This is a genomic window from Bartonella sp. B39 (genome assembly GCF_053795145.1).
This window is the reverse complement of the sequence record NZ_CP200036.1, coordinates 1,370,154-1,386,847: the sequence shown is the minus strand read 5'-3', so window position 1 is coordinate 1,386,847 and position 16,694 is coordinate 1,370,154. Positions and strand designations below refer to the sequence as shown.

The window sequence follows — 16,694 nt, the reverse complement described above, 5'->3', positions numbered from 1 at the left end:
TAGTTTGCTAACTGTTTATTTTATAAAGATTTGTTTGTGTTAGTGTCATAATCTGATTGATAAAGATAATTCACTGTTGCAGCTTGATTAAGAGTGCTGAATATAAAAATATCCTGTCATCTCATTCTCTTTTTTGATGAGGCAACAAAAACCATTCGCTCGCATATTGCAAATGGAATTGCTATGTAGACTCAAAACCATTTTATAAAAGGCTCAAAATACCTCTTAAAGTCATTTCCATGCAAGGCATTCCTAAAACTATTTAAGATCGAAAATAAAATGGTGCTACTGCTTATATTTTTTAAGGGTAAAAAGATAAATTCTAGGTGTTGATTTACAAAAAACAGCTAAAGCATCTATTTTTATGAGCACATTCACTAAAGTTATTTTGGACTGTATTTTCACAAAATCCTTTGAAAAAACTACAAATTCATAGTGTGTTTTTACTTTATGTTCACATAAATAACAAAATGAATTAATATGTCAAAAAATATTTTATAAAATGTATTAAATATAGATTGCAGTCAAGTCGTTTTGTTATTTTGTGTATTCTGAGTCGATTTGGAAAAGAAATTATGGTGAAATTATGGTCAAGATATTAAAAAATCATCTCTCTTTATGTGCTCTAACTACGGTTAGCATTTTTTTTTCATACAATACTCAAATATACGCTGATATCTCTGGTAACAGGGCGCAGCTTTCTCCTGTTGTTAATATTGTAGCACAAAATGCTGAGAGTAAATCTTCATGTGATAAAAATGGCTCATCTTGTTGGTACAATGATGGTGCGGAGCATATAATTTCTGATAAGACTTATCAGAAAACTGATGACAATGCGGATAAAACTGTTGCCATACAAGCATCTAAAGAGGGAACGAAGATTAAAGGGAATAATATAACTATTAAGGATTCTCTAGATACGGATGGTTCGAATAAAAGCTTTTGGAAATATGGTGTAATGGCGGACGATTGGGGAGAAATTTATATAAAAGAAGGGGTGATTAATTTTACAAACGGTACTGCGGTTTATATAGGAGCAGATGCGACAGTCTATCTAAAAGGGGTTTCCATTATTCAAAAAGGGAATATAGAAAAACACGGTCAAAATTCAGCTTTGGAGATGTCAAGATCTCTTGGCCGTCTCGCTTTTGGGCTAGGGAACATTAAGGTTACCGATGCCCATGGTGTTTCATTGCAAGGAAATGAGAATGATTTGAGTGTTGCAGGTTCTACTTTTGTGGTGGAAGATGATACGTCCTACGGGATTTATTTTTGGGAAGAAAAAGAGGCAAAAGATCAGCAATATAAAAATTCTCAAACAAAAGAGCAACTTTATAGTTTTTATGGGGATAACGTGTTGTTTGGGAGTTTACCACAAACAGATTTACCTATGCGAGGGTATGTCACTTTACAGGCAAGCTCTTTTGAAGTTCCCAAAAGTATAGTTATTTACAGCAGAAAATCTGGTGCTCTTATTGACATTAAGAAAGATTCCAAAATGTCTGGAGATCTGTTGTTGAAAGGTGAGGATAACTCTTTTGTAAAGGTTTCGGCTGATAGTTCTACGCTTATAGGAGGCGTTCGTCTTGATAGAAGCTCTACTGCTGAATTTCGGCTGAGGAATGAATCAAAATGGACTTTAACGCGACCAAAAAATCAAAACTTGCACGATTCTGGTTCTGTGAGTAATTCATCAATTTCATTGTTACATCTTATTGATAGTTATCTTGCTTTTGAAGAACCAAACTCCAGCGAATCGGATAATTATCAAACGCTCCGCATTGGAAGAGGAGTAGGTGAAGTTTATAAAGCGCAAGGTGATGCACACTTTTATCTCAATACATATTTGAATAAGGGAGGTCGTCTTCTAGACCAAAAAACGGATCGTATTTTAATCCATGGTGATGTTTCTGGAAAGACGATAGTACATGTACGTGCTGTTTCAGGAAGTCCAGGGGGAGGCACAGGGTTCGAGGGAAGTAACAAAGGTATCTCAATTATTCAGGTTTCTGGAAAAGCAGAGAAGGATTCCTTTGAGTTAGATGGTGGTTATGTCGCGCTGAAAAATTCACCTTATCAGTATGTGCTTCATGCTTATGGTCCAGGGTCTGGATTAGAGAAGGCGAGTGCGGCTCAAAGATTAGTTGAAGGAGGAGGAGAATTTTGGGATTTCCGTCTTGAGAATGGACATATTGATTCTGATACTCCACCTGTATCATCCCCTGGTTCTAAACCTGCGCTAGCTCCTGATGCTTCACCTGTATCATTCCCTGGTTCTAAACCTGCGCCGGCTCCTAATCTTCATCCTGAACCTGGTCTGAAGCCTTTTTCAGGGCCAACTGAAAAACCTCATCCTGAGTCGATAGTTAAGGCTGTTGTTCCACAAGTTCCAACTTATTTACTCTTGCCAGCCAGCGTATTCCATGCCGGTTTGATGGATATCAGTAATCAGAGCAAGCAATTGGAAATGTTGCGGACCACGTCTACTGGAATGTTAGAAGTTCGTGAGAACCCTGCTTTATATTTGCATAGCTACGGTGGACGTTTCCGTTATACTTCAAACTTATCTGCACGGGAATATGGTTATGGAGGCAATCTTAACTATAATGCTGTAGAGGCAGGTGTTTTGCTACAAACAATTGAAAGCGCTGAAAGTACCATCTCCTTAGGTGTCATTGGATCCTATGGAAAGTTTTCTCTAAAGCCTTTGAATGTTGAACAAAGCCAGGAGAGTGCATTTGATAAATGGACTGGTACAGCATATGGCAGTGTGCAGCATGATAGTGGCCTCTATGTAGATGGTCTTTTCTCTTATGGTTTCCTAAAAGGTGATGTTCGCACGTCTGCACGAGGGAAGACAGCAACATTGAAAGGCAATCCTTTGAGTGTGTCTTTGACTGGAGGCCAGGCATTTGATACGGGATATGAAGGTTTTGTCTTTGATCCGCAGGTTCAAGTTGTTTATCAGCGTCTCCAGTTTGGTAAGGCCCGTGATGTTGATGACTTTAGCATTGACATGGGTAAACTTGATCAGTGGGTAGCACGTGTTGGTGGGCGTTTGGTCAAGATTCCTAGAGAATTTGAAGGAATGAATTCTATTGCTTTCTATGGGAAACTTTATTTTTCTCATAACTTTGGAAGAAAACAATCTGTGCGTTTCAAAGATGCTTTCCAGTTAGGTGCCTTTGGTTCTTCCCTAGAAGCTGGATTAGGCTTTAATGCACGATTATCCAGAAATTTTGTACTTCAAGCTGATATGATTTATCAGCATAAACTAACGAAGGCTGGTTTTTCTGGGGTTGGTTTTTCAGGGGGATTGCATTATCAGTTCTAGTATAATTTCATTTTTGATCAATTCTTTAAGCCATAAGCACAGCTTGTGGCTTATTTCTTCTTGTAAGTTATTGTGCGGACAATTTTCAAAACAAGCTCTGTACATTGTTTAAAAGTGTTAAAATCCTTTTTGTTGGGGACCGGTAAAAATTTATAAGTTGTTTTTAAATCACGGCTTTTTTGATAATTTTTTCCTTATTTTTACAAGATTTTGTTAATATTACAATTTTAAATTGTGATATTTTTAGTCTTGCCTTGATTCAGCTTTATATAAAATCCAAAATGTATTAATAAAACATAAAACGCGTTATGTGTGTCGCATGTCATAAAAAATTAGGTAGAGCACGTATTTTTTTCATGAGAATGGGAAAGAAATTTTCAAGGGAGTTATGATCAAAATGTCTAAAAATCATCTTTTTTGTATAGTTTTGCGACAATTATTTCTTTTTTTGACACAACGCTGATGCCAGTATGCCGCTTTCCGGTAAGAGGCATTTTTCATGTAGCAAAAGTGATCATTTTATCAATATGGTAATGGTAAGGCGTATGAAATATCCGATAAAACTTACACGCTAACCGATGAAAGCTCTGATGCAGCCATAGAGGCATGAGGGGAAATACAGAAATTGAGGCAGAGAATATAGTCATTAATGGTTTTCGGATGCAAACGATCGTTCAAGAAAAAGCTTTTGGATGACTGGTATGAAAGTATCAAATGAAGGAGGAGTGGCTTTATTCAACTTAAACCTAAGGGTGTTTCAATGGGAGCGGACATTAATAATGGTGTATTTCAGATGAAGACGGATCGATTGATACAACTCAGTTGGGAATTAGTGTAACCGCTAAAGAGTCATTTATTTTTTTAAGCAATGTAAAAATTACGACAGGTGCTAATGCGATAAGTCTTCTTAGTCAGGGTGACGCGAAAATTGAGATGCAAAAAGGGGAGATTGATTTTGTAAATGGTATTGGGGCTTAAACAGGAGGGGATGGCAAGGCTATGTTGGATAGTGTTGTTATTAGAGGAGGAAAAAACAAAAGATAGAGACGGATGATTATAGTAAAAATTCTGCTTTTCATATGCTTCAAGGTAAGGGATCAGTTGATTTTCAAAGGGGGAGTGTTGATGTTAGCGATGCCCATGGAATTTTAATGTAGGGGAATAATGATAATGTTACTCATATTAAAAATTCTACTGTTATTGTAAGGAGTAAAGCTTTTAACGCTATGCGTTTTTTGGGGAAATTGTACTTGGCGAATAAAAAATAATCATATCTGGACAGGGGCGGTTCATTTGGAAAATACAATTTTTACAGCTCAAAAAGGCACGGCTATCTATAGCAGAGGATTCGAGAGTTTTGTTGAACTCTCATAAGGTACAGAATTTTCTGAGGATTTATTGCTGAGGGTTGATGAAGGCTTTACTGTGAAGATTATAGCAGGTAACTCTACATTTAGAGGGGAGCCTATGTTGATAAAAATTCTACTGCTGATTTGCAGTTAAGGAATAATTCAAAGGGGATTTTGTCACAACCAAAATATAAAAGGTTGCAAAGTTTGCATCATTATGATTCTCAATTAGGTAATTATTCATACATTTCTTTACTCAATCTTACGAATAGTTTTCCTATTGTTGAAATATTAAACTCCGAAACAGTTGACAGTTATTAAACACTGCTTGTTGGAAAAGGATCAGGTGAAGTTTATCATGTGCAAAACAATGCGCGTCTTTATCTCAATACGTATCTGAATCAAGGAAGGACTCTTTAAGAGAAAAAACGGATCGGCTTTTAGTCCGTGGCGATGTTTCTGGGACAACGATAGTTCATGCACAAAGTGCTCCTGAAAGTCCAGGCGGTACACGAGAGGGCGTGGAAACAACAAGGGTATTTCCATTAGGTTTATGGAAAGGCAAGTAAAGATTCTTTTCAGCTGAATGGTAGCTATGTCACACTGGACGGTTCACCTTATCAGTATAATCTCTATGCTTATGGTCTAGGATCTGATTTAGGGGAAGCGGATTCATCTCAAAAATTGATTGAGAATATAGGAGATTTTTGGGATTTTTGCCTCGAAAGTTGGTTTGTTCAGTCTTCTCCTTCTGATTACAAGGAGGTGCTTCTTTTGTATAATTTTACCACCGAACCTCGTCTCAATGTTATTCTATCCGTTGGAGATTCAGTCACTGAGCTTAGTATTGTAAGTCGTTTTTCTGCGTCTCGTTCAATTTCTGCCACATCTCCAATCCTACGGTTATTGAATTCGTTACATCTATTGCCACTGAGATTGATACTTCAGAGAAACATTCTTCTGCGCTTGATGATGTTGTTACTGCATCTGTTCCGGTCGCACCTAAGGGAGATGCTACTCTATCCGATTTAGATTATAGCTCTCTTATCTCCAAGATTTTTCTTGCTTCTGAGTTTTCTCTTCATTTTAAAAAATGTAAGAGCTGTTGTCCCACAGATACTAACTTATATCTTTTTACCAAATACCTTATTCCACGCTGGATGGATAGTATTAGCGATCAAAGTAAGTATCTTGGAGCATTGCGGACTGTTTCTCATCAATCATTAAAAGTCGATAAAAATCTTTCTGTTTTTCTACGTGGTTATGGTGGAAGTTATTGTTATGCTTCAAATTTATCAGCACTTGAATGTGGTTATAGAGATGAGCTTGATCATAATGCTATAGAGGTTGGCACTTTGCTGAAAAATGTCGATAGCGTATACGGTAACATTTCTTTTGGGTTATGGGGACATATGGGAAATTATTTTTACAACCTTTGGATATTGACCAAAGCCAAAAAAGTATATTTGATAAATGGTTCGTTACAGCATATGGAAGCATGCAGCATGACACGGGTTTTTATATAGATGGTCTCCTGTCTTATGGTTTGTTTAACGAAAATGTTTTTATTCTGGCACGGAGTAAGACGGCAATATTAAGGAAAAATCCTCTAAGCGTTTCTTCAGCTACTGGTAAAGTGTTTATGATGAGGTATGAAAGTTTTGTTTTTAGATCCACAGATACAATTTGTTTATCAACATCTTCGGTTTTATAAGACACATAATGTTGATGATTTTGATATTGATATGCGAAAACCATATTATTGGATGATGCGTGTTTGTGGGCGCTTAAGCAAGACATTTGCAGTGATTGAAAAAACACGTGCTATTTTTTATGGTCAACTTCATTTTATTCGCAATTTTGGTGATAAATAATCGTGCATTTGAAAGACACTTTCCTGTTGAGTGCTTTTAGCTTTTCTTTTTAGAAGCTGGTTTGGTGTCTGTATACAACGGTTTTCCAAGATTACACTCCATAGTGATTTGACTCTACCAGCATAAATTCATCAAGGCGGGTTTTTCTGGAACGCATTCTTCTGGTAGACTAAGTTATTACTTTCAATTGTATCTTTTCTTTGACACGTTCCCTGTGAAAATAACAAACATAAAACGTGACTTTATTATGTTATTTTTTTGATTTTAACTTTACATTTAACACAAAATAAATTAGACGATAAACACATAATGTAGCTATATGGATATAGTTCTTCGGTTTTCAATGAAAATAAGAAAAGAAAGTTTGCAGTAGGTTATGATTAAAGTCTTAAAATGGCATATGTGTTTATGTACTCTTACAACCTCTATTTTTTTCTTTGTGCCCAATATAGATGCTAAGGTAAAGGATGAGCTTGCGTGTAGTTCCCTTTTTACGACATATCCATGTAATTTTGTCGAGACATATAAAGAATTTTACGAGCCTAGTATATTTGCTTTTGATATAGATTCTATTGAGACTATGATCGTAAAAAAATCTAGTAATATCGTCATTAAGGTAGAAAAAGGGAAAAATTCGGGTATTGGTGAGACTTTACAATTGAAAAAATCTGGTGCGATTACATCAGAGGTGTTTGTGCCCCAAAATATGGTAGCCATTGTGGATGATGTTTCTGTAACTGGCAATGGCGAAAGAGTAGGTGACCTTGATAAGGGCGTGACGCACACAGTTTTTGGTGTCAAGCAAGGCAGTTTTCTTATTATTGACAATAGTAAGATTGATGTTACCAATGTCCATGGTTTAGTAGGTGAAAGTTCACAAATAATTTTCCCTGATGATTGGTCTTTTGAAACCTTGCCGAAATTTCGGAAGGATTCTGAGGTTGTTGTTCAAAATTCAGATATTACTATTAAGGGGCGTGGAGCTCATGGGCTGTATTTTAGCGGGAGATCCTCAGAGTATGAATATGAAAGGGGTGAGTTGCTCTCTCGGTTAGGAGTTTTTCAGTTTGAGAACACCGTTCTTGAAGTTTCAGGGGGTACGGCTATTTATATCGATGATGCTAGAAGATTTCCTATTATCACTGTATCAAGTAACTCACGCATTTTTGCTGATTTGTTATTAGATGTTAAGAATAACTCGTATATGGGGATGCAAGTTGATGCTTCTCTTCTTATCGGGGGGGCACGCGTTAGTGAAGAATCTTACGCTGAAATTGAGTTATTTAATAAATCGCAATGGACTGTGACACCAGCAAGTAATCAGGAAAAATCACAATCTACAAATTCGTCAATTTCATTTCTGAGGCTCGTTGACAGTTTCCTTGTTTTTGAGAAACCAACAAGTGGTGATTATCAGATCCTTCATGTTGGGAGACTGGATAGTGGTGTTTTAGATAATGGTTTCTTGGATTATGTTTACCTTGCGAAAGGTGATTCACACCTTTTTATAAATACATATCTAGCTATGAATGGTAAAAACAGGGGAATGAAGGCTGATAAACTTTTTATCTATGGTAATGTTTATGGAAAAACCAAAGTGCATGTCGTAGAAGATTTAGAGAGAAGAGAGAGTTATAACCAAGGTGAGCAAGGAGGTGGCCAAAGTGTTTCAGTTATCCATGTTTATGGAAAGGCAGAGGAAGATTCCTTTGAACTAGCGACTGGTTACGTAACACTGAGAGGGGCACCTTATCGATACTATCTTCGTGCTTATGGTCCAGGTTCCTCTCTTGGGAAAGCGAAAGATGAGGACAGATTGGTTAGACAAAAGCCGGTTAATGGTAATGGTGGAGATTTTTGGGATTTTCGCCTTGAAGCTGAATATATGCAGCCTTCTTCTCATCGGTCTCACTCTCAGTTGGAAAATTCCCAGGTTAAAAGCAAATTTTCTCGTCGCCGTGCACCTCGTTCTGTTGAATCTAGCGCTGATCTCAATTACGTTGTAGGCGATTCTGAGGTTTCTGTTGTTCTTCATCCTGAAGTACGAGTTAAGGCTGTTGTACCACAAGTTCCAACATATCTGCTGTTGCCAAATGCTTTGTTTCATGCTGGTTTAATGGATGTCAGCAATCAAAATAAGCAGCTGAAAACTATGCGCACTTCTGTTGGAGGACTTTTGGTAAATAGTGAAAATCCTGCTTTTTTTGTGCGGGGTTATGGTGGAAATCATCGTTATATTTCAGATTTATCTGCACTCGAATATGGCTATAAAGGAAATCTTGATTACAATGCTGTAAAGGCAGGTGTTTTGCTAAAAGCAATTGAGAGCGCACATTGTACTACGACCCTTGGAATTATGGGAATTTATGGAAAAATTTCTCTAAAACCTCAGGATGTTGAACAAAGCAAAAAAAGTGTATTTGATAAGTGGTCCGTTGCTGCTTATGGAAGTCTGCAGCATGATATGGGTTTTTATCTAGATGGTCTATTTTCTTATGGTTTATTTAAGGGTGATGTCCTTACCCTTGCAAGGGGAAAAACGGCAACATTGAAGGGAAATCTTCTGGGTGCTTCATTGATTGGTGGTAAGACGTTTGTGACAGGGTATGAAGGTCTTGTTTTTGATCCGCAGATTCAGGTTATTTATCAAAATCTGCAATTTGATAAGACGTCTGATATTGATGGTTTTGACATTGAGATGGCAAAACCCGAGCAATGGTTGATGCGTGTTGGTGGGCGTTTAACTAAGACACTTACTGCATCCGATGAGGGGCGGGTTGTTTCTTTCAATGGAAAGTTTCATTTGGTGCATAGTTTTGAAGAAAAACAATTTGTACGTTTTAAAGATGCGTTTCAGTTGGGTGCTTTTGGTTCTTCCTTAGAAATTGGATTGGGTTTTAATATCCAATTGTCTTCGAAGTTCACATTTCATGGAGACGCAACCTATCAGCATCAGCTTAGCAAAGCTGGTTTTTCAGGAACAGGTTTTTCTGGCAGTTTTCGGTACCGTTTCTAATTATACATGAAGTGTAAGTTAATTACTATATGAGTATGTTAAGTATTATGTAAGTATGGATTGTCATATTAAATAGTAAAAGTGACTTTTTAAGTTTTACATTGCTAACTATTCAAGTTTTTTAATTTATCTTTTATTTATTATAAATAATTATAGAGAAAGTTTTCAGTAGAGTTATGGTTAATATACTTAAAAATTATAGATTTTTCTTTACTTTCACAACGGCTGCTTTTTCTTTTTTGCCAATTGTGAGTATTAATGCAAATCCTAATGTCGCTAGAACTTCATGTGATTCAGGAGCGAGTTTTTATGTATGTAGTGATGGTAAAAAACACACTATTGAAAGTAAAACTTATGATTTAAAAAGTTCTCAGGGAGCGGTTCCTGATTCTGCTCCTATTGCAGCCATATATGTAGAAAAAGCAGGCACTGTTGTTAATGCCTCTCAGATAACTGTCATGGGTGACAATCCAAAGACAATATTTGCATATGGTGGATATGCAAACGATGGTGGAAAGCTTGTTTTAACTGATTCAAATTTTAACAATATGCCCGCTCTTCGTGCTCAGAATGCAGCTATTGAGATGACAAATGGGTCAATTAAGGGGAGTTCGCACGCTGTTTATGCATCGGGGAAAGGAACAGATGTTGCTTTAGTTACTGTAAATATTGATATTGAGCCAGATAATTTGGGTATAAAAGGGATTGGTATTCTTAGTGGTTATGGTGCACTAGTTCGGATGTCAGGAAGCACCGTCACTTTTAATGAAATTGGCTCATTTTCAACACGGTTTGGAGGGGGGTATATTCTTGATAATGTGGATATTACGGGGCAAGGAAAGAGGGAGGAATCTAGAACAGATGATGATGGCGCTATGGGGGTATTGCCGGAAGCTTTTGAAATATTTCAAGATGGTCATGTTCATTTGAGGAATAACTCTATTCAGCTTACCGATATGCATGGCTTTTTGATTAAAAATTTTTCAGGATATGCAGATGATAATGGCAAGTTGCTTCAGGAGTATGGTTCATCAGACGACCTTAAGAGCACAAGTATTAAGATTGAAAGATCAAATATTTCTGTACAGGGGGAGGGAGCACACGGTTTGTATTTTTATTCTTTAGATCCGGACGATTCTGCCGAAATATTGGGTCGAGATGATGAAGATTTTTCAGAAGCAAAAAATATCATTATGGGGAAAGCATCTGTTCATTTAAAAAAGACAACTTTTACAGTTGCAGATGGTATAGCCATTTATAGTACGGGGTCTAATGGCTATGGATCTGAAGGAACTCTTGAATTATCGGAAGAAACAAAGATCTCTGGTGATTTGTTGTTAAAAGCTGAAAATAATTCTTCTCTATTTGTTAAAGCTACCGCTTCTTCGCTCACAGGAGATGCGCGCGTTGAAGATATATCTAGTGCTGGATTAGAATTAACGCGTGGCTCGACATGGTATCTCACCAAAAGCAAATATAATAAAGGTTTGCAGGAAGCAGATTCTACAGATTCATCAATTTCATATGTAAGTCTTTCCGATAGTACTATTGTTTTTAATAAATATCTATCTAGCGGTTATCAGACGCTGCGCATTGGAAAAAAAACGGATATAGCTGAAGAAGACAAGATATTATACGGGCTAGCGGATCAAAAAGCATATACTGCAGTGGGGAATGTTCAGATTAAGTTGAGTGCGTTTTTGAATGATGATGGTTTGTTTGATCCTCAACAAACGGATCGCATTTTGATCTATGGTGATGTTTCTGGAAGAACTCTCATTCATATGCAAGATTTTCGAAAAATTTCACAAAAAGAGGTACGTGGCAGAAAAGATCAAAGTATTTCACTTATTCAAGTTTCTGGGATAGCGCAGGAAGATTCTTTTAAACTGGCCAATAATTATATTGCAGTCAATGGTTTTCCTTATCAATATCGTCTTCGTGGCTATGGTCCAGGTTCTTCTTTTGGAAAAGCGGATTCTGGGAACAGGTTAGTTGAAGGTGAAGGAGATTTTTGGGATTTCCGCCTCGAAGGCATTTATATTAATCCTGATCCAGATTTTTCTGAAACTGTATCGCCTGGGCCTTTTCCGTTTGCGCCATCTGAGTCAGTAGTACCTTCGCCTAAGAATCCTACTCTCACTCCATCTACACCTGAAACACCTTTTCCGTTTGCTCCATCTGAGCCAGTAGTACCTTCGCCTAAGAATCCTACACCCACTCCATCTACACCTGAAGCACCTACTCCGTTTGAGCCAGTAGCGCCTTCGCCTAGGGATCCTAAGCCTACTCCCTCTATACCTGACACATCTGTGCCTTCTCCATCTAATCCGGTAACACCTTTTCCCGGGGATTTTTTACCTACTCCATCTACACCTGAAGTACCTTCTCCGTCAGTGCCTTCTGATTCAAGTGATCCTACACCTACAGATCCTGCCTCCACTCCACCATCTACGTCTGTTACACCAACATATACTTACTCTGAGCTCTCTGATCCAAGTGATTCTATACCTACAGATCCTTTACCTTCTCCTACTCCTTCTGTTCCTGTTAATCCTGATGTTCAGAACGAGCCAAGAATTAAGGCTGTGGTTCCGCAAGTGCCAACTTATCTCCTTCTACCAAATGCTTTATTCCATGCTGGCTTGATGGATCTTACCACTCAAAATAGAAAATTGGAGACAATGCGAAGCGCTTCTATAGGTTCTTTAAAGGGTGGTGAAAATACAGCCTTTTTTATCCGTGGTTATGGTGGAAGCCATCATTATGCTTCCAATTTGTCTGCTTCTGAATATGGTTATGGAGCCGAACTCGATTATAGTGCGCTGGAAGCAGGCGTTTTGCTGAAAGAAATTGAGAGTTCATACAGCCGCACATTCTTTGGGGTTACGGGAACTTATGGAAACCTCTCTCTCCATCCTCTAAATGTTGAACAAAGCAAAAAAAGTCCGTTTGATAAATGGTCCGTTGCTGCTTATGGAAGTCTGCAACATGACGCGGGTTTTTATATGGATGGGTTGTTATCTTACGGTCTGTTTAGGGGTGATATTTTCACTCTTGCACGGGGCAAGACAGCAACGCTAAAGGGTAAACAATTCAATGCTTCCATGACCAGTGGTAAAACATTTACAGTAGGTCATAAGGGTTTTGTTTTTGATCCGCAGGTTCAGCTTATTTATCAGCATCTTCAGTTTGGTGGTATGCGTGATATTGATGGTCTTGATGTTGATATGGGAAAATTTAATCAATGGACGGCACGTGCTGGTGGGCGTTTAACTAAGTTTCTTGCGCTCTTTGAAGAAGGGCGTGTTATTTCTTTCTATGGTAAGCTTTATCTTATGCGTAGTTTTGGAGATAGACAGTTTGTATCATTTAAAAATGATTTCCAGTTAGGTGATTTTGGTTCTTCTTTAGAAGCGGGTCTTGGTTTTAATGCCAAATTATCTTCGAAATTTGTACTTCATGGAGATATAAATTATCAGCATAAGCTGACAAAAGCAGGCTTTTCTGGAATGAGCTTTTCTGGTAGATTACAATATCATTTTTAGTTATACATGAAATGTAGAATAATTTATATATAAGTACATAAGTATTATATTAATTATTAAGCTGACTATTTATTGTATATTTATTTTATTTTAAGAAGTATAATAATACATTATGTGATTGCTCTTCGTTAATAAATAGGGGTAAGGAAGAATGGTGACAAATGTATTTTATAAACATGCGTTTTTATACAATTTTACAACAGCTATTCTTTATTTTTTGCAGGTTACTTATGTTAGTGCTGCAGGATCTTCAAGTGATACAGGAGAGGCATTTTATAAATGTGATGATAGAAAAACACACTTTCTTGCAGATAAAGTTTATTACTTAAAAAACTCTCAGGAGGCTGCACCTATTGCGGCTATATATGTAGAAAAAGCAGGCACTGTTGTTAATGCCTCTCAGATAACTGTCATGGGTGATAATCCAGATAAAATATCTGCCTATGGGGTGTATGTAAGCAATGGTGGAAAACTTAATCTAACAGCTGCAGATTTTAAGGACATACCTGCTCTTCGTGCTCAAAATGCAGTCATTAGCATGACAGTAGGGGAAATTAAGGGCGTTTCACATGCTATTTATGCATCGGGGAGAGAAACGGATATTACTTTAGTCAGTGTGAATATCGATATTCAACCAGATAATTTGAAGGTAAAAGGGATCGGTATTATGAGTGGTTTTGATGCAATGATTAGAATGTCAGACGGTAGCGTTAATTTTAATCAGATTGGCTCATTTTCAACTCGGTTTGGGGGACGCTATATTCTCGATACTATGGGTATTACGGGGCAAGGAAAGAGGGAGGAAGCTAAAACAGACGGTGATGGCGCTATGGGGGTGTTACCGGAAGCTTTTGAGGTTTTTCAAGGGGGTGATGTTCATTTGAAAAACAATTTTATTCATCTTAACAATATGCATGCATTCTTGATTAAAAATTTTTCAGGTTATGTAGACGATAATGGCAAATTAATTCAAAAATATGGTTCACCAGATGGCTTTAAGAATACAAGTATTAAGCTAGAAAAAAACAATATTTCTGTGAAAGGGGAGGGAGTACATGGTCTGTATTTTAATGTTTTAGCTCCAGAAGAGCTTGCTAAGATATTGGGGCAACGAAATAATGAAAAAATTTTAGAAACCCAAACAGTTCTCACGGGGAAGGCATTTGTTTATTTATCACAAACAAATATGACAGTTCTAGATGGTATTGCGATTTATGCGAAGGGGAATAGAGGCTATGAGGTTAAAGGAATTCTTGAATTATCGGAAGAAACAAAGATCTCTGGTGATTTGTTGTTAAAAGCTGAAAATAATTCTTCTCTATTGGTGAAAGCAAGCGCTTCTTCTCTTACAGGAGGTACGCGTGTTGAGGATAGTTCAACTATTGATTTAGAGTTAACACATGGTTCAACATGGTATCTTACTAAAAGTAAATACAACGGTTTACAAGACTCTGTTTCATCTCTTTCATCTCTAAGTCTTTCCAATAGTACACTGATCTTTGATGATGAAGATCTATCTAGCGGTTATCAGACGCTGCGCATTGGAAAAAAAACGGATATAGCTGAAGAAGGCAAGATATTATACGGGCTAGCGGATCAAAAAGCATACACTGCAGTGGGGAATGTTCAGATTAAGTTGAGTGCGTTTTTGAATGATGATGGTTTGTTTGATCCTCAACAAACGGATCGCATTTTGATCTATGGTGATGTTTCTGGAAGAACTCTCATTCATATGCAAAATTTTTTAAAAACTTCGCACAAAGAGGTACGCGGCGGAAAAGATCAAAGTATTTCACTTATTCAAGTTTCCGGGACAGCACAGGAAGATTCTTTTAAACTGGCCGATGATTATACTACAGTCAATGGTTTTCCTTATCAATATCGTCTTCGTGGCTATGGTCCAGGTTCTTCTTTTGGAAAAGCGGATTCTAGGAACAGGTTAGTTGAAGGTGAAGGAGATTTTTGGGATTTCCGCCTCGAAGGCGTTTATATTAAATCAGAAGCAGAGTTTTCTGAGACCATACCTATTACACCAATATCTATTCCGTTTGTGTTATTGGAGCCAGGTGATCTTTCATCTTCTGAACCCTCTGCGTCGGTAGATCCTTCACTTTATTCCTCTGTGCCTATTACACCGACATCTATTTCGTCAGTGCCTTCTGATCAAAGTAACCCCATACCTACAGATTCTTCCCCCACTCCATCTACGTCTGTTACACCGACACCTTCTCCGTCTGCGCCCTCTGATTCAAGTAATCCTATCCCTACAGATTCTGCCCCCACTCCACCATCTACGTCTGTTACACCGACACCTTCTCCGTCTGCGCCCTCTGATCCAAGTGATCCTACACCTACAGATCCTACCTCCACTCCACCATCTACGTCTGTTACACCAACATATACTTATTCTGAGCTCTCTGATCCAAGTGATTCTATACCTACAGATCCTTTACCTTCTCCTACTCCTTCTATTCCTGTTAATCCTGATGTTCAGAACGAGCCAAGAATTAAGGCTGTGGTTCCGCAAGTGCCAACTTATCTCCTTCTACCAAATGCTTTATTCCATGCTGGCTTGATGGATCTTACCACTCAAAATAGAAAATTGGAGACAATGCGAAGCGCTTCTAGAGGTTCTTTAAAGGATGGTGAAAATACAGCCTTTTTTATCCGTGGTTATGGTGGAAGCCATCATTATGCTTCCAATTTGTCTGCTTCTGAATATGGTTATGGAGCCGAACTCGATTATAGTGCGCTGGAAGCAGGCGTTTTGCTGAAAGAAATTGAGAGTTCATATAGCCGCACATTCTTTGGGGTTACGGGAACTTATGGAAACCTCTCTCTCCATCCTCTAAATGTTGAACAAAGCAAAAAAAGTCCGTTTGATAAATGGTCCGTTGCTGCTTATGGAAGTCTGCAACATGACGCGGGTTTTTATATGGATGGGTTGTTATCTTACGGTCTGTTTAGGGGTGATATTTTCACTCTTGCACGGGGCAAGACAGCAACGCTAAAGGGTAAACAATTCAATGCTTCCATGACCAGTGGTAAAACATTTACAGTAGGTCATAAGGGTTTTGTTTTTGATCCGCAGGTTCAGCTTATTTATCAGCATCTTCAGTTTGGTGGTATGCGTGATATTGATGGTCTTGATATTGATATGGGAAAATTTAATCAATGGACGGCACGTGCTGGTGGGCGTTTAACTAAGTTTCTTGCGCTCTTTGAAGAAGGGCGTGTTATTTCTTTCTATGGTAAGCTTTATCTTATGCGTAGTTTTGGAGATAGACAGTTTGTATCATTTAAAAATGATTTCCAGTTAGGTGATTTTGGTTCTTCTTTAGAAGTGGGTCTTGGTTTTAATGCCAAATTATCTTCGAAATTTGTACTTCATGGAGATATAAATTATCAGCATAGGCTGATAAAAGCAGGCTTTTCTGGAATGAGCTTTTCTGGTAGATTACAATATCATTTTTAGTTATACATGAAATATAGAATAATTTATATATAAGTACATAAGTATTATATTAATTATTAAGCTAACTATTTATTGTATATTTATTTTATTTTAAGAAG

The 16,694-nt window shown here is 37.6% G+C and carries 6 protein-coding genes; all 6 read left to right on the top strand.

The window, feature by feature from the left end:
* Nucleotides 1–586: 586 nt before the first annotated feature.
* The 6 genes from V4P57_RS06440 (at nt 587) to V4P57_RS06415 (ending at nt 16,596) form a co-directional block, all read left to right on the top strand.
* The gene (locus V4P57_RS06440; RefSeq protein ID WP_455465749.1) at nt 587–3,334 is read left to right on the top strand and encodes an autotransporter outer membrane beta-barrel domain-containing protein; all 2,748 of its coding nucleotides are present in this window, start codon (nt 587–589) and stop codon (nt 3,332–3,334) included.
* Between the two features lie 2,509 nt (nt 3,335–5,843).
* Complete coding sequence (locus V4P57_RS06435; RefSeq protein WP_455465748.1) at nt 5,844–6,209, top strand: hypothetical protein; 366 nt, start codon at nt 5,844–5,846, stop codon at nt 6,207–6,209.
* Nucleotides 6,210–6,335: 126 nt separating this feature from the next.
* Nucleotides 6,336–6,557 (top strand): hypothetical protein, encoded by a 222-nt coding sequence (locus tag V4P57_RS06430; protein ID WP_455465747.1) that lies wholly within the window; start codon nt 6,336–6,338, stop codon nt 6,555–6,557.
* 376 nt (nt 6,558–6,933) lie between these two features.
* Nucleotides 6,934–9,573: an autotransporter family protein gene (locus V4P57_RS06425; RefSeq protein WP_455465746.1), complete on the top strand. Its 2,640-nt coding sequence runs from the start codon at nt 6,934–6,936 to the stop codon at nt 9,571–9,573.
* A gap of 176 nt (nt 9,574–9,749) precedes the next feature.
* Entirely contained in the window at nt 9,750–13,121 is a 3,372-nt protein-coding gene (locus V4P57_RS06420; RefSeq protein WP_455465745.1) for an autotransporter outer membrane beta-barrel domain-containing protein, read from the top strand.
* A 151-nt stretch (nt 13,122–13,272) separates the two neighbouring features.
* A complete protein-coding gene (locus tag V4P57_RS06415; protein WP_455465744.1) occupies nt 13,273–16,596 on the top strand; it encodes an autotransporter outer membrane beta-barrel domain-containing protein in 3,324 nt (1,107 codons plus the stop codon).
* The last annotated feature ends 98 nt before the right edge of the window (nt 16,597–16,694 follow it).